The sequence below is a fragment of the Pseudoalteromonas sp. AOP31-A2-14 genome, from assembly GCF_052378035.1.
Lineage (GTDB): Bacteria > Pseudomonadota > Gammaproteobacteria > Enterobacterales > Alteromonadaceae > Pseudoalteromonas.
The window spans coordinates 1,117,115-1,131,819 of sequence record NZ_JBQSXI010000001.1 but is presented as its reverse complement, the minus strand read 5'-3'; the positions used below and the strand labels follow the sequence as shown (position 1 = coordinate 1,131,819).

Genomic DNA, 14,705 nt, shown 5'->3' with positions numbered 1-14,705 from the left:
GGCTCATTAAAATTCTTCGCTAAGTATACAATGCCTTTTAGTTAAATGTTCGCTCTTCATTAATGCGTTGCTATGGAGTTTTTTGATCGTACACAACGGCGCAGTGTCGTGTAAGCTTTCTTGATGTTCAATTTTAAAGTTGTAGTCGTTTATGTCAATATCGTTATTTGACGCTAAAGTCTGCTTTAACGTGGGCACGGTATCTTCATAAAACAGCAGATTTTTAGCATTAAATTTTAACAAAGGCTTGTTCATCTTCTCGTTTTACGGCTGTTTACACTCGCGTACCTATAACGTGTTCCATTTGCATAATAAGTGCGGGTAAAATTAACTGTTTATATTTAGGTTATAGTGGTTCAGCGTCTTTAAGCTAACTTGGCAAGTTTATAAAGGGGTTATTGCGTGTCACCTCTACTGCGCCTTGTCCTGTATTATTAATCCACTGCACGTAAAGCATATTAAGCGAAGGCATTAAAGAAAATAGTGTTACCGAAAAGCCAGCAATCTGTGTATCGCAGTTAAAATGGTAATTGACCTCAATATTATGATGATCGTGTTTATGCTCGTCACTTTGCTCGTGATCATGCAGGTCGAGATTATGTGAGAGCGAATTTTCAGCACTTTTTAAAATGCAGTTCCCTTTAATATCAATAGTATGACTACTATCTTTTAGTTGCTTAGCTAATACGCTAATGGCTTTTTTTTGAGACGAGTTAGCCGCTTGGCGCTCAAAACCTACAGCATCGACTGCCGGTATAATAAATTGCACTTGCAGCAAACTCCCCTCTTGAACAATGTGTAATTCACCTTGTCCATGAACATGTTTTTGAGCATAAACACTAAAACCAACACTTAATAAAAGCGCGAATGCGAGCCCTTTAGTAAACTTTTTCATAAGCAAACCTATATTTAACGTTTATCTAAGTAGCTGAAAATAAGAGGAGCAGCCTGCCCTAAACCGTTACAATATAACATACCGCATTAAAAAAGATAATATTACGCAGTCAGAGATGTATAAATTAACTTAAGCAGCGCTCCTTATAAATACATTATTATTAGCGAGCGTATTAGCGCAAGCAATCGAAGGACAAGTAGTTAATAACGAGGGTAAAGGGAGCGCTGTAGTAAGTGTTGAAATTGAAGGAAAATAACCGGTAATAACGATAAATTTGTATTAGCTATAATAGCTAAAAGTTAAACCCAACTTCATATTTCAGCTGCTAACTTTGCCCATTTACATGAAAAGTATAACGTTCGATGAGCGTAGCTCACAGCTAGTTACGTTTGAGTTAAACCGCTCAACTAGTGAAGTAATTGATATGTGCGCCTTTGCTATTTAGTTATCGGTGATGAAACCAACTTCGCCTGTAAGTGTGTTAACAGGGGGATACATTACGTCACTTATAAAGGGCTGTATCCAGCATGTTTAAAGTAAATTTATATAGCGTCTGAAATAACGAACTCTCGCACTAATGAGTTAACGTAGGCTTACGAATTTGATTATAAAAGGTGTATAAATAACCTCATCATACAACAAGCTTGCGCCTTGCAAGCTAAGTAACCTTTTAAACTTCGCTTTGCAAAGAGAAATTATCGACATGCACTGATACCCGGCTTGAAACCCAGAGGCTTTTTTAAGCTCAATTAGATGCATTTCTGAAATAAGGACTTTAATTGGCGGTTTATTTAATATATAAAATCAAGGTTTTTACCCGCATTAAGCCCTTTACTTAAGTTTGTCAAACATAATTGGTTGACCAATTAAGGTCGAAGGGGTATTTTCTGAATACAACCTTTACTACTAATGAAAAATACAATTAACTTCTTTTTATTTTTTCTATTAAATTAACACACTTCCTAAAAGTAGTACTTACTTATTAGTTTAAATGTTTTTTATTCTTTTCCCTATTATATATCACTGCTTTAACAAACACCTTAACCGTTGTTTATATTAACTTTTTATTAAATAAAAAATAATTTAAAACAACAAAGCTAGTACCTACTTACTAGTAAATAAATTGTTGCAAATAAAAGTCAAGAAATATACATTGTGTTTTTCTCAGCTGGCAACTCAACTGGTAATGACTGTTTGTAATTCCAATCGTAATGATTAAATACAAACTACATGACCAATTAATTCATACACAAATTAAGCTTGCTTATAGGCGGTGATCTAGGTTTTGTGATTTTTCACTAAACTAAGTAGTAAGATTGTTTTCATATGCAAGTTCGGAGAAATGAAGATAATGATTAACCATAAATCTCTATTTCTTTTATCAACTATGGCGGCATGCTCTAGTTTCGTACAAGCTGCAACTATTGATAACTCAGGCTTTGAAGATGGCTGGAACAGCTGGAATGAAGTCGATCCTGCTGCTATCTCAGAAAACGCCTACGACGGGTCTCACTCATTAAAAATTCAAGGCAGTCCCGGTCGTGTTCATCAAGATGTAGATATAAACCAAAGTACTGAATATACATTGAGCGCATACGTCTTAGGCAAAGGTGAAATTGGCGTAAATGATCTTAATGGCTTGTTCAAAAGTAAAAAGTTTGATGTTCCATCATGGACTAAAGTATCTAAAACATTTACTTCTGCGAATACAGACTCATTGCAAGTTTTTGCAAAGCACAACAATAGCTCAAGTGATGTTCGCTTTGATAACTTTTCTCTTATAGAGTCAGACAGCGGCGGTGGTTCAGCTGGTGGTGATGATGATGAAAATGGAACAGGTATTCCAAGCAGTATTACCAGTGGTAGTATTTTTGATCTTGAAGGTGATAATCCTAACCCAGTGGTTAATGACAGTACCTTGGAATTTGTACCTTTGGAAGCTCAGCATATTACTCCAAATGGCAATGGTTGGCGTCATGAGTATAAAGTTAAATCTAGCTTACGTGTTGCGATGACTGACACTTATGAAGAATTTGAAGCTAACGTTAAAGTTGACATGTCTGACGGTGGGAAAACAATTGTTGCCCAACACCATGCAAGTGATACAGGGACTATCATGAAAGTATATGTATCTGATTCATCTGAGTCGGGTTTTGATGATAGTACTGCGGGTAACGGTATTTTTGACGTCTATGTGCGCTTGCGAAACACTAGCGGTAATGAAGAAAAGTTTGCGCTTGGAACCATTACCAGTGGTGGCTCATTTAATCTAAGAGTTGTAAATAATTATGGTGATGTGGATGTAACGGCCTTAGGTACCACTTTTGGTATTCCGGTAGAAGATGATTCAGAATCTTACTTCAAGTTTGGTAACTACCTACAATCTCAAGATACATCTACATTAGATGATTGCGGTGAGTCGGGTAACTCTAATTCATTCAAAGAATGTTTTGAAGATTTAGGTATTACTACATCTAAAGTAACCATGACCAATGTTAGCTACACTCGAGTAACTAACTAGTTAATCATTTATAAGGCCACCTTGATTTTAAAATCAAGGTGGCCTTATAAGCTAAGACACCCAATGCCATACAAAGCTATCATATTATTAGCGGCCTCTTTTTACGTTAGTCTCTAGCACCCAACATAACCTAATTATAAATTAACGACTTACCACTTATAGCTTATTTAACTTATTCCTAAATACTTATGTACTTGCACTGACAAGCGCCAGTTTTTTTCGATGCAAGTGTCGATGGCAAGTTTGGTTGCTGATACTTTTTGACTTATAGGCTGAAGATACACAAGTTTTGGTGATACGTTTGTTTCACTAAATAGCGCTTCTAGTTCTTCTACGTGTTTTTGCATAGCAACGGGATGCTTAATTTCATCTGCGCGCTGCATGGCGCTAGTCAGTACTTTATAGCCGCCGCGCATATTGATCTTTGGTGATACAGTGACCCATGTTTGTGCTGGTGTTAATATTTCAAAAGTGCCGCTAGTTTCTATTTGCGTACTAAATCCGTTAGTATGCAGTAACTCACATACTGGGTTTAAGTCGTACATACATGGCTCGCCACCAGTGATCACAACATGCTTGGCTTGATACCCTCTGGTTTGAAAAAGCGTCAGTATTTGTTCAGCAGTAGCCGTTGCCCAATGATCTGAATCGGATTTTTTTTCTACCGCTTCACCAAGAGACACTTTATATACATCATCTACCGCCCAGGTTTGTTTTGTGTCGCACCATGAACACCCAACAGGGCAACCTTGCAAACGCAAAAATATAGAGGGCGTGCCAGTAAAACTAGCTTCGCCTTGAATGGTTTCAAATACTTCATTAATTTTGTACAAAAGAAATCCTACTTACTACATCACTGACAGGTTGTATTTACGGCTAAATAACAGCATTTGTGCCGAGCATAAATTGTTATTTAGGCTGAAGCCATGTAGTATATCGCGCCCTGATATAAACCTCTATCAAAACTAAGAGTAAAGCAGTTATGACGCAAAAAGTAGTTGTGATTTATTCCGGCGGTATGGACTCATTTACCGTATTAAATAAAGCCTTACAGCAAGGCTGCGAAGTCTATGCATTGTCGTTTGACTATGGGCAACGTCATGTAAAAGAATTAAAAGTCGCGGCTGATGTATGTAAAAAACTTGGTGTTGCACATAAAATTGTCGATATCTCGGCAATTAATCAATTAATTGGTGGCTCATCACTGACCGATGATATTGATGTACCCGAAGGTCATTACGAGGCCGAAAATATGAAAAGCACCATAGTGCCTAATCGTAATATGATTTTGCTTTCACTTGCTGTGGGTTATGCGGTGTCGCTTAAAGCAAGTAAAGTCTACTATGGCGCTCATTCTGGGGATCATGCTATTTACCCTGATTGCCGACCTGAGTTTGTAGAAAAGATGGATGATGTTTGCCGTATTGCTAATTACGATGCTGTTGAGATTTTTAGCCCGTACTTAAATAATAGCAAAATTGATATTCTCACTGATGGTATAAAAATGGGCTTAGACTACAGCCAAACATGGACTTGTTATAATGGTCGCGATAAAGCCTGCGGTAAATGTGGTGCCTGCCAAGAACGGCTAGAAGCCTTTGAGCTTAATAATACCGTGGACCCTTTACAGTATGAGTAATGCGCCAAGCATAAGTAAAATACTCTAGAAACAAAAAACGCGGCACTGTGGCCGCGTTTTTTAATGCTTTTTCAGTTTTAGTGTTACGTAAAGCACTAAGTAAAGCAATGCATATTATTCGCCGCCATCTTCCTCATCAAAGTCAACTTCTTGACGTTGTGCTGGGCGAGCAAGTATTTCAACATAAAACGATGTTAATTCTTGCCTTTCAATTTCGCTAATGTGCTTTGTGATTTCGGCAACATGAACTACTTGCGCTGTTTCGGCCGTATTACCAAATTTGCAATCAAACGCCCAATAATTAGCTTCATCCGGTAAAGTTTTATTACGCTCTCTCTTCAGATACTTTTTAACTTCGTGTTTAGCGGCATCAACCATACGAGGATATTTGATTTTCTCGTGATTCAGCGTGAATGTTTTTTTCATTACGTTCCTAATTACCTTAATTTAATAATAATGCCATCACATAAATTATATTGCGCAATGCCATTTGCGACATTATAGCAATTGCTCACAAAGAATGGGGGCTTTTTTTAAAGTTTAAGCAATAAAATATTATCAGTTTATGCGCTAGTAAGATGCAATGACTGATGTAAATCAGAATTTGTTAAACCAGCATAAAATGCCGCGGCATCCATTACTGGGGTTTCACCATGAATATGGCTTTGTTGATGGCGCTTACGCACGACTAGCTCATAGTTATCAATTATACCTAAAGACACCGGGGTTTTATCATCACGAATTACTAATAGCTCAGGCGTGAGATAATGACGCAAACGAATATCACCAAGCCCGCTTTCACGTAGTCGTTTTGCATTGTGTTGACCAACCAGCATCTCCAATTCGTTAGTGGCTAATAATTGCTCTGGACCTGCGCCTAACTATTTACGTAGCTGTTCACTATTCGGCTGTGAGTTGTTAAGTTCTGTTTTTAGATAAATGAAATTGACTAAAATCCAACGCATCATAAGACAGCATGGCTAATAATAAACCAAACTCCCCGCGACGCTGTTATTGCACACTCTAGTTGAGTCTGGAAGAAAGTTGACTCTCTGTGATTAACAAACAATCGATTTGCATAGACTTTAGCCTATTAAATACCAAGATAAGTTTTTATCGATTTAATTTCATTTTTCTTTAGCTTTTTTCTTTACTTAAATATCAAGTTTGCTATTATCAGCGCCGTTGCATTGGAGGGGTTCCCGAGCGGCCAAAGGGATCAGATTGTAAATCTGACGGCTCAGCCTTCGTTGGTTCGAATCCAGCTCCCTCCACCACTTTTCTATCGCTCAGTTAAGTGGATGTAGATGCAACAAATTAGTGTGGAGGGGTTCCCGAGCGGCCAAAGGGATCAGATTGTAAATCTGACGGCTCAGCCTTCGTTGGTTCGAATCCAGCTCCCTCCACCACTTTTCTTCCTGCTTTATTATTCTTTAAAACTTTTCCCCTACTAAATTTTAATTTTACTTTTGTACCTTTGCTTTATGTTACAGCTTAATCTTAGCTAACTTATAACTTTAACTTCACTAACTTACTCAAACACCCACTGCAAGCTCATGCCATGCTGTTTTAACCATTTGGTGGCTTTATTATAGTCCGGGTAATAATTGTTAACATACTGCCAAAAGTGACTACTGTGATTTAAAAATCGAAGGTGCGCCAACTCATGAACAATTACATAATCAATTACCCACTGCGGCGCTGCAGCTAGCATAATATTAAAAGTGAGTTCACGACGACTATTACAACTGCCCCAGCGTCTTTTATATTGGCGGATGGTTATTTGTTCAGGGAGTGATTCGTCCATCAACTGGCAATAATGACCAACACGCATTTCAACATAACTTTCGAGCTGTTTATGTAAAAATGCCTCAAGCAAATTTTGATAAGCATTATGGTGCTTTTTCACACGCCCTGAAATTGTTAAAGTAACCATTTGAAACTCAGAACTAAAATGCCACTGAGTTAACTTCCCTTGCTCAAAAATAACGGTTAAAGGCTCACTGAACAGTTTTACTTGATGAGTTTTAAGTGGGTATTGACGAGTATCAACTTGTGATTGTTGCTTATTTAATTGCTTGGTGATCCACTGAGCTTGCGAGTTCAACCACTTCTTTATATCAGCTTCTTTTACAAAATGCGGCGCATACACAGTCAGTTGCTCTTGATGTACTTTTATTGCAACCGTTTTACGTCGCATACTTCGCTTTAGATTATACTCAAACAAGTTTTTGCTCTTTAATCCAGATGAACAAACAAATGATATACCTAATATATCTATAATTAACTAAATCAGTAAAATAACTCAGAGATTTCTTAACTTTGCCATGTCGCCAGTTACCTTATTAGATTTTAATAAAGTATAAAAAGTGCACTCAGCCAACCAAGAATGAAGGATCAATTGTACCCTTGATAAACGCATAGTCATGGCTTGTGATCTCATGACTATTACTACTTGGATCTTTAAAGTACAGTGAAAAAGTAACCTGATGGTCGGCCACAATGGTTTTAATTTCATGGTTTTTAAAATGCTTCAGCCACGCTAAAAACTGCTCTCCAGTGGCCGCAAATGCAATACTTTTACTGCTGCCATTTCCTTCAAATAGTGCTAAACGGATTGTGCTTGCAGCGTCTTCTAGCGTCAATGGACCTTTATCTTCATGCCAAAACTCAAGTTCTGGCACAACTGTAAAACCCAGTACTTGCTCATACCAAATGAGCGCTTTCGTTATATCATCAACATTTAAATGACAGTGGTCGACTCCAGACAACGTAGGTATAGTCATTATGTACTACTGTCCAATCTCAGACTTCAGTTGTTCTAGAAATTCATGCATGTAGGTCGTGCGGCGCGCCGCTTCTGCTTCGGCTGAAGGCGTATTCATGCTATTGGCAATATGCATCAACTTAATATAAAAGTGATCAAGTGTATACAAGTGGTCATTAGGAGTACGTTGATTACAAAAAGGGTCCTCTGCGTTGTATAAGTGACGACCAATCGAGCCTCCTACTTTCATACAACGACTGACGCCAATTGCCCCCAGTGCATCCATACGATCGGCGTCTTGCACTATCTGCGCTTCGACACTTTGTACCGCTATATTTGCACTGAAGCTATGTGCAGCTATGGCATGATGAATAGCTGAAAAATATTGACTGTCATAACCAAGCTCAGTTAAAAAACTAATCGCTTTATCTCCGGCCATAGTTGAAGCTTTTGCTCGATCAGGGTGATTTTTTGCAACCGCCACACAATCATGTAGCCATGCTGCTGGCAGTACCACTTCCATTTGCGCCTGCTCTGCGATGCAAAGCTGTTTTGCAACGCGTACGACACGCTCTATATGGGTAATATCGTGGGCAACATCAGCATGCACTAATGACAAAATAAACTCTCGACACGCCTGCTCTAATTGTACAAGTTGCGGGGGTAACTCAGTTTGCGGGGCTAAATGCGCCATAACTTAATAAACGACCAATTAACTAGTTGAAAGTCTGCTTATTTTAACGTGTATAAGACCTTTGTACAAAACATTCATTGTATGTTTGCCGTGGCTTCTCTAAAATAACTCGCTCTTTATATCAGCCTGAGAAGTTCTTATGTCATCTGCCCTTTATCTGCAAACCGGACGCGAAAAATCATTAAAAAGAAAGCACCCGTGGCTATTTTCTAAAGCCATAAAAAAAATAAAAGGTAAACCAGGATTAGGTGACACAGTTACAATTCATGACAATGACGGTAAATTTTTAGCAACAGCCGCTTACAGCCCACATTCACAAATTCGCGCCAGGATTTGGAGCTTTGATGAAAAAGAAGTCATTGATCAGCACTTTTTTGAACGCCGTTTACGTCGTGCATTTTCTTCGCGCGAGCAAGTGATTAGTGAAGGCGGATTAACAGGTTTTCGTTTATGCGCCGCCGAGTCAGACTTTTTACCCGGTATAACTATTGATAAATTTGATAACGTATTAGTCTGTCAGTTGCTCAGCGCCGGCGCTGAACGCCATAAAGGTGAAATAGTCGCAGCACTAATAACCATATTCCCAGGCTGTGATGTCTATGAACGTTCGGATGTAGAGGTGCGCAATAAAGAAGGTCTTGAGCCGACCACGGGTGTGCTATGGGGTAAAAAACCAGAGCAGCCAATTTTGATTGAAGAAAACGGCTTAAAAGTGGAAGTTGATATTATCGACGGGCATAAAACTGGTTTTTATCTTGATCAACGCGATAGCCGTGCTGCCCTTGAACGTTTTTCAAAAGATAAAAAAGTACTTAATTGCTTTAGCTACACCGGCACTTTTTCGTTGTACGCACTGCGTGGTGGCTGTGAGCATGTAACGAATGTTGATGTATCACAACCCGCACTCGATACCGCTAAACGTAATGTAGAGCACAATAACCTTGATTTAAATAAAGTCGATTTTGTGAAGCAGGATGTATTTAAACTGCTGCGCCAATATCGCGAAGATGGTGTGTTATTTGACACCATTGTAATGGACCCGCCAAAGTTTGCTGATAATAAAGCGCAGCTCACTGGTGCATGTCGTGGTTATAAAGATATCAACATGATTGCCATGCAGATTTTAAAACCCGGTGGCACATTACTGACTTTCTCATGCTCAGGATTAATGGAGCAAAACTTGTTTCAAAAAGTGGTGGCTGATGCCGCGCTTGATGCCGGTAAAGATTTACTTATTATGGAACGCTTAAATCAAGCCGCCGACCACCCTATAGCAGGTAGTTATCCTGAAGGGTTTTACTTAAAAGGCTTAATTTGTAAAGTTTACTAATGCGTTTATCGGTTTAGTTAAACTGAATAATCTCAAGCTCTGCGGTCACCGTGCCATCACTTTCTTTACTGGCACGAATAACCTTTGCCGTGGTTTCTAAAGGCGCGATAATATCACTTGCTGAATCAATATTTACTTTTACTAGTGTACCCAGTTCTAATAACTCATTTAAGTGTAACGATAACCCCGTTGCACTTAAATCTACACACGTGGCTTGATAATGATTCCCCGCAAATGGCTCAAGGGTTTGTAATTTTGCTTCTGCATTAATCTGCATGCGTCTGAGGCTGTGTTTGCCTTCGCTAGACATAGTTTAACTCCTAAGAACGAATTTTAATCCCAAAAGATCAACAGCCCTTAACAAGTGTATTAATTTTCTCAAATAGCACATTTATAGAAAATGGTTTTACTACGTAGGCGTCACACCCAGCATCAAAGCCCGCTTGTTTTTCTTGGTCTGATTCAAGCCCTGACAGCATCACTACAGGAATATTGCGAGTTTCTGGGGTGTTTTTTAGTAGCCGACAAATATCATAACCATCAAGCCCTGGCATACAAACATCCAGTAAAATGACATCAGGAGGCTCAGCAATTGCCGATGACAAACAGTTTTGGCCTGAGTTGGCATAACCTAGCTCAAAGTCTTTTGATAATGCTATTTCAAGCATTTCATAATTAAAATATTCATCATCCACCACAAGCAAACGCGGGACTTTACATAAGAATGAAGACATAAATATGGCTGTTCCTTCTCAAATTCCATGATAGTTTACAAACCACCTAAAATGCACTCCAAGTAACGATACTAAGCATTAATACTTAGCCAATATAACAAAATAACATGCAGGGGCAATAGCCTATTTTACATCGTACTCTTTTATTGCATTAAGCACGCGCTTAGCTGAAATAGGATACGGTGTACCGAGTGTTTGCGCAAAGAGTGAGACTCTTAGCTCTTGCTGCATCCAGGCTATTTCCTGTAATTCTGGTGGGAGTGGCATGCCGCTTGGAGTTTTTTTCACAAGCATTTGATAAGCCGCAGCTACCTTATCTAACTCAAGTACGCATAACCTATCACGATTAGGATCAACAGGGAGTTTTTCAAGGCGCCTTTGAACCGCTTTTAAATAACGAATTAAGTCGTTTAACTTATTCGCGCCATGACTACTCACAAAGCCTTTAAATATAAGTGACTCAAGTTGTGATTTTATATCACCATGAGCAGTTATCATGCTTAAATCTACCCGCCCTTTCATTTTTTTATGTAATGTATGCGCAATACTTAGTACTTGCTCAACGTGTGTAGCAATCGTGACAACCGTATCTCCAAGCTCACCACGAATTTGTTCTTTAACGCCTTCAAACTCGTCACGGGTTCTCACATCACCAAATTTAACTAATAAGCTATCAACGCCTGCGGCAATGCAGTCGTCTATTAGATCAGCTACTTTACCAAATGGATTAAAGTATAAGCCAAGTTTGGCTTTATTGGGCAGGTTTTGCTGTAAATACCTAATCGGCGATGGCACATTTAATAATACCAGTCGGCGTAAACCTTGTTGGTGTGCGGCCTGTGCTTTTACTTCATTATCAAAAAGCTCAATAGCGGCGGCTGATTTTTTATCAACCAGTGCCGGATAAGCTTTTATTTCGTACTGCCCTTGTTTTTTTACGTATGAGCGCGGTAACTTACCAAAATCCCACTGAGTTAAGTCAGACTTTTCAATTCCCTTATCAGCGACTTTAGACAAAGTATCAGTCACTTTTCCCTGTAACTGAGATTTTAATTTAGTTAAATCCATACCCCGTGCAAGTAGTTTATCTTTATCATCACGTACTTCAAATTGAAACCGCAGGTGAGTTGCAAGATTTGATAAATCCCATGCTTCAGGTTCTACTTTTACGCCTGTCATACGTAGCAAGCGCGTACTTAATGCATCAAGTAAACTACCCTGCATGGGTTCTATGGCTGCTAATACTGCATCTGCATAGTTTGGCGCTGGCACAAAGTTACGTCTTTGTGATTTAGGTAATGCACGAATAAGTGCACAAATTAACTCATGGCGCAATGCTGGAATATGCCAATCAAAACCACTGTCTTCTATTTGGTTTAATAATGCCACCGGAATTTGTACAGCAACACCATCTACAGCTTGACCGGGATCAAAGTGATAACTTAGTGGCAGCATTAAATTTCCTTGCTGCCATACATCAGGGTAATCAAACTCGGTAACACTGTCAGCGCCGTGCTGCATTAAATCATCGCGGCTCATGTGCAAGAAGTATTTGTCTTTACGCTTTTGCTCTTTATACCATTTAGTAAAAGCAGCCCGATTGTTTATATCATTCGGTATTTTTTGCTCGTAAAACGTTGCTAAGGTATGTTCATCAACCAATATATCACGGCGTCTAGATTTATTTTCAAGCACCTGGATATCTTCAATTACCTCGCGATTATGCTGTAAAAACCCCTCACTTTGACCCAACTCTTGTTCAACTAAAGCACTTCTAATGAATAGTTCACGGCTCACTTTAGGGTCAATATTGCTATAAACACAGCGCCTTTTTGGCACAATAATCAAACCATATAAGGTCTGTTGCTCAAAAGCGATGACAGAGCCCAGCTTTTTCTCCCAATGAGGTTCACTGTAGCTGCGCTTAACTAAGTGCTGGGCAAGTGGCTCAACCCAGTCGAGATTAATTTTGGCATTAATGCGCGCGTATAGTTTACTGGTTTCAACTAGCTCTGCTGACATTATCCACTTGGGGCTCTTCTTAAATAATACGGAGCCCGGAAAAATATGAAACTGGCTGTTACGCGCGCCTTTATAAATTTGCTTTTCATCTTTAAAGCCTAAGTGGCTTAACATTCCGCTCAGTAATGCTTGATGAATACGTTCACTGTCTGCCACATTGGTGGTGGCTTTCATATCCATTTCGGCGCACACCGTACTTAACTGATAGACAATATCTTGCCATTCACGAATACGCATGTACGCTAAAAAGTCTTTTTGGCAAAGTTTTCTAAACTGGCTATTACTGAGTTCACTTTGCTGCTCTTCAAGGTAATTCCACAGATTCAAGAAGGCGATAAAATCAGAGCTTTCATCGTCAAAACGACCGTGTTTTTCATTACTTTGTGCGCGTTTTTCTTGTGGGCGTTCACGGGGGTCTTGAATCGATAATGCGGCAACAATAACTATCACTTCACGCAGTGCGCCTAACTTATGAGCTGTCATCACCATTTTTGCAAGGCGAGGATCAACTGGTAAACGGCTTAAATTACGCCCAGATTTAGTAAGTTGTCTTGCTGTATGGCGCTTAGCCGGTTTAACGGCCTCCAGCTCTTCTAGTAAAGTTAAGCCATCATTGATATTACGACTATCCGGGGGTTGCACAAATGGAAATTGTTCCATATCTCCAAGCCCTAAACCCAACATATGCAGAATAACCGAGGCTAAATTTGTACGCAGTATTTCTGGGTCAGTAAACTCCGGTCGCGAATTAAAGTCGTCCTCAGCGTATAAACGAATACAAATACCTGCCTCTACACGTCCACAACGCCCTTTACGCTGATTTGCACTAGCTTGCGATATTGCCTCAATAGGTAAACGCTGTACCTTTGTACGGTAACTGTAACGGCTAATACGGGCAGTGCCTGGATCGATAACATAGCGGATCCCCGGCACGGTTAGTGAGGTTTCAGCGACATTGGTTGATAAAATTATATGCCGGCGACTATGCGGTGCAAAAATGCGATTTTGTTCACTGTTTGAAAGGCGGGAATATAACGGCAATATATCAGTGCCTTTAATATTGCGTTTCGTCAGCGCATCTGCAGTGTCGCGTATTTCACGTTCACCGTTCATAAAAATTAGAATATCGCCGGGGCCTTCTTGGCACAACTCATCCACGGCATCAAAAATACCTTGCAGTTGGTCGCCCTCAGCTTCCATATCGTTTTTATCTATTTCAATTAACGGACGATAACGCACATCGACCGGGAAAGTACGCCCTGACACTTCGATGATAGGCGCATCATTAAAGTGTTTTGAAAACCGTTCTGGGTCAATCGTTGCAGAGGTAATAATGATTTTTAAATCGGGGCGTTTAGGTAGTAAGTTTTTTAAATAACCTAAAATAAAATCAATATTTAAACTACGTTCGTGAGCTTCATCTATTATGATTGTATCGTATTGATTTAAAAAACGGTCTTGCTGAATTTCAGCAAGTAAAATGCCGTCAGTCATCAGTTTAATATAACTGTTGGTCGATACTTTATCGCTAAAGCGAATTTTAAAACCGACTTGTTGACCAAGCTCACATTGCATTTCATGGGCAATGCGATCGGCAACGCTACGGGCTGCTAAACGCCTAGGCTGTGTATGCCCTATGTAACCATCAACTCCACGGCCAAGCTCCAAACACATTTTAGGAATTTGCGTGGTTTTTCCAGACCCAGTTTCACCAGCAATAATCACCACTTGGTTTTCGCTAATCGCTTTTTTTATATCATCTTTTTTCTGGCTAACTGGAAGCTGCTCTGGGTAAGTCACTTTAGGGAGTTTTGCCAAGCGCTCTGAGCGTAATTGTTGGCTTTTTGTTATTTCAGCAGCAATTTTTTCAGCCACCGCAGCTTGCTTAGTTTCATCGGTGACTTTTTTAACCCCATGCAGGCGCTTTTTGAAGATAAATTGATCTTTACGTAAGCAAGAGGAGAGCTCTGCAAATAACGGACTTAGGTTAACCACCCGACTACCTTAACAAGTTGAATAAACGACGGGGAATTGTAGCAAAATTCAGATACAAAAAAACCACCGTAGAAGGTGGTTTCTTATTTTAAGTCATTTGCTCGTTGA

14 protein-coding genes and 2 tRNA genes are annotated in these 14,705 nt (G+C 39.5%); 5 read left to right on the top strand and 11 right to left on the bottom strand.

What is annotated here, in order from left to right:
- Positions 1-370: 370 nt before the first annotated feature.
- Positions 371-895 (bottom strand): ZrgA family zinc uptake protein, encoded by a 525-nt coding sequence (locus ACT3S9_RS05310; RefSeq protein ID WP_441993266.1) that lies wholly within the window; start codon positions 893-895, stop codon positions 371-373.
- Positions 896-2,246: 1,351 nt separating this feature from the next.
- Here ACT3S9_RS05310 and ACT3S9_RS05305 point away from each other — a divergent pair.
- Complete coding sequence (locus ACT3S9_RS05305; protein WP_441836522.1) at positions 2,247-3,416, top strand: polysaccharide lyase family 7 protein; 1,170 nt, start codon at positions 2,247-2,249, stop codon at positions 3,414-3,416.
- Between the two features lie 167 nt (positions 3,417-3,583).
- Here the strand turns inward: ACT3S9_RS05305 and queE are convergent, their stop codons facing one another.
- Positions 3,584-4,249 carry a 7-carboxy-7-deazaguanine synthase QueE gene (gene queE, locus ACT3S9_RS05300; RefSeq protein WP_441836521.1) on the bottom strand — a complete coding sequence of 222 codons (666 nt, stop codon included), beginning with the start codon at positions 4,247-4,249 and terminating at the stop codon, positions 3,584-3,586.
- Between the two features lie 149 nt (positions 4,250-4,398).
- Here queE and queC point away from each other — a divergent pair, with 149 nt between their 5' ends.
- Positions 4,399-5,055, top strand: a complete 657-nt coding sequence (gene queC / locus ACT3S9_RS05295; RefSeq protein ID WP_441836520.1) for a 7-cyano-7-deazaguanine synthase QueC — start codon at positions 4,399-4,401, stop codon at positions 5,053-5,055.
- Between the two features lie 114 nt (positions 5,056-5,169).
- On the opposite strand, the gene ACT3S9_RS05290 is transcribed toward queC, so the two are convergent.
- The 3 genes from ACT3S9_RS05290 to ACT3S9_RS05280 form a co-directional block, all read right to left on the bottom strand.
- Positions 5,170-5,481, bottom strand: coding sequence for a DUF6172 family protein (locus ACT3S9_RS05290; protein ID WP_441836519.1), 312 nt, complete (start codon positions 5,479-5,481; stop codon positions 5,170-5,172).
- 137 nt (positions 5,482-5,618) lie between these two features.
- Positions 5,619-5,891, bottom strand: coding sequence for a VC2046/SO_2500 family protein (locus tag ACT3S9_RS05285; protein WP_441993265.1), 273 nt, complete (start codon positions 5,889-5,891; stop codon positions 5,619-5,621).
- Positions 5,892-5,973: 82 nt separating this feature from the next.
- On the bottom strand, positions 5,974-6,033 hold the full coding sequence (locus tag ACT3S9_RS05280) for a hypothetical protein (protein ID WP_441836523.1): 60 nt from the start codon (positions 6,031-6,033) through the stop codon (positions 5,974-5,976).
- A 214-nt stretch (positions 6,034-6,247) separates the two neighbouring features.
- On the opposite strand from ACT3S9_RS05280, the gene ACT3S9_RS05275 reads away from it, so the two are divergent.
- A tRNA-Tyr gene (locus ACT3S9_RS05275) sits at positions 6,248-6,332 on the top strand.
- Positions 6,333-6,379: 47 nt separating this feature from the next.
- Positions 6,380-6,464 (top strand) — tRNA-Tyr (locus ACT3S9_RS05270).
- A gap of 122 nt (positions 6,465-6,586) precedes the next feature.
- Here ACT3S9_RS05270 and ACT3S9_RS05265 read toward each other — a convergent pair.
- The 3 genes from ACT3S9_RS05265 to ACT3S9_RS05255 form a co-directional block, all read right to left on the bottom strand.
- On the bottom strand, positions 6,587-7,255 hold the full coding sequence (locus ACT3S9_RS05265) for a M48 family metallopeptidase (protein ID WP_441992754.1): 669 nt from the start codon (positions 7,253-7,255) through the stop codon (positions 6,587-6,589).
- Between the two features lie 175 nt (positions 7,256-7,430).
- Positions 7,431-7,841 (bottom strand): VOC family protein, encoded by a 411-nt coding sequence (locus ACT3S9_RS05260; protein ID WP_441834447.1) that lies wholly within the window; start codon positions 7,839-7,841, stop codon positions 7,431-7,433.
- 6 nt (positions 7,842-7,847) lie between these two features.
- Positions 7,848-8,516, bottom strand: a complete 669-nt coding sequence (locus tag ACT3S9_RS05255; protein ID WP_441834448.1) for an HD domain-containing protein — start codon at positions 8,514-8,516, stop codon at positions 7,848-7,850.
- Between the two features lie 139 nt (positions 8,517-8,655).
- Between ACT3S9_RS05255 and ACT3S9_RS05250 the strand changes: the two genes are divergently transcribed.
- Positions 8,656-9,846 carry a class I SAM-dependent methyltransferase gene (locus tag ACT3S9_RS05250; protein WP_441834449.1) on the top strand — a complete coding sequence of 397 codons (1,191 nt, stop codon included), beginning with the start codon at positions 8,656-8,658 and terminating at the stop codon, positions 9,844-9,846.
- 13 nt (positions 9,847-9,859) lie between these two features.
- Here ACT3S9_RS05250 and ACT3S9_RS05245 read toward each other — a convergent pair whose 3' ends face one another.
- The 3 genes from ACT3S9_RS05245 to hrpA form a co-directional block, all read right to left on the bottom strand.
- On the bottom strand, positions 9,860-10,156 hold the full coding sequence (locus tag ACT3S9_RS05245; RefSeq protein ID WP_441834450.1) for a PilZ domain-containing protein: 297 nt from the start codon (positions 10,154-10,156) through the stop codon (positions 9,860-9,862).
- A gap of 37 nt (positions 10,157-10,193) precedes the next feature.
- Positions 10,194-10,580, bottom strand: coding sequence for a response regulator (locus ACT3S9_RS05240; protein ID WP_441834451.1), 387 nt, complete (start codon positions 10,578-10,580; stop codon positions 10,194-10,196).
- A 123-nt stretch (positions 10,581-10,703) separates the two neighbouring features.
- Complete coding sequence (hrpA, locus tag ACT3S9_RS05235; RefSeq protein WP_441834452.1) at positions 10,704-14,597, bottom strand: ATP-dependent RNA helicase HrpA; 3,894 nt, start codon at positions 14,595-14,597, stop codon at positions 10,704-10,706.
- Between the last annotated feature and the right edge of the window lie 108 nt (positions 14,598-14,705).

Excerpts from the sequence above, each read along its gene's own strand:
- ACT3S9_RS05310 (WP_441993266.1), bottom strand. The coding sequence starts at position 895 with ATGAAAAAGTTTACTAAAGGGCTCGCATTCGCGCTTTTATTAAGTGTT.
- ACT3S9_RS05305 (WP_441836522.1), top strand. The coding sequence starts at position 2,247 with ATGATTAACCATAAATCTCTATTTCTTTTATCAACTATGGCGGCATGC.
- queC (WP_441836520.1), top strand. The coding sequence starts at position 4,399 with ATGACGCAAAAAGTAGTTGTGATTTATTCCGGCGGTATGGACTCATTT.
- ACT3S9_RS05290 (WP_441836519.1), bottom strand. The coding sequence starts at position 5,481 with ATGAAAAAAACATTCACGCTGAATCACGAGAAAATCAAATATCCTCGT.
- ACT3S9_RS05285 (WP_441993265.1), bottom strand. The coding sequence starts at position 5,891 with ATGCTGGTTGGTCAACACAATGCAAAACGACTACGTGAAAGCGGGCTT.
- ACT3S9_RS05265 (WP_441992754.1), bottom strand. The coding sequence starts at position 7,255 with ATGCGACGTAAAACGGTTGCAATAAAAGTACATCAAGAGCAACTGACT.
- ACT3S9_RS05260 (WP_441834447.1), bottom strand. The coding sequence starts at position 7,841 with ATGACTATACCTACGTTGTCTGGAGTCGACCACTGTCATTTAAATGTT.
- ACT3S9_RS05255 (WP_441834448.1), bottom strand. The coding sequence starts at position 8,516 with ATGGCGCATTTAGCCCCGCAAACTGAGTTACCCCCGCAACTTGTACAA.
- ACT3S9_RS05250 (WP_441834449.1), top strand. The coding sequence starts at position 8,656 with ATGTCATCTGCCCTTTATCTGCAAACCGGACGCGAAAAATCATTAAAA.
- ACT3S9_RS05245 (WP_441834450.1), bottom strand. The coding sequence starts at position 10,156 with ATGTCTAGCGAAGGCAAACACAGCCTCAGACGCATGCAGATTAATGCA.
- ACT3S9_RS05240 (WP_441834451.1), bottom strand. The coding sequence starts at position 10,580 with ATGTCTTCATTCTTATGTAAAGTCCCGCGTTTGCTTGTGGTGGATGAT.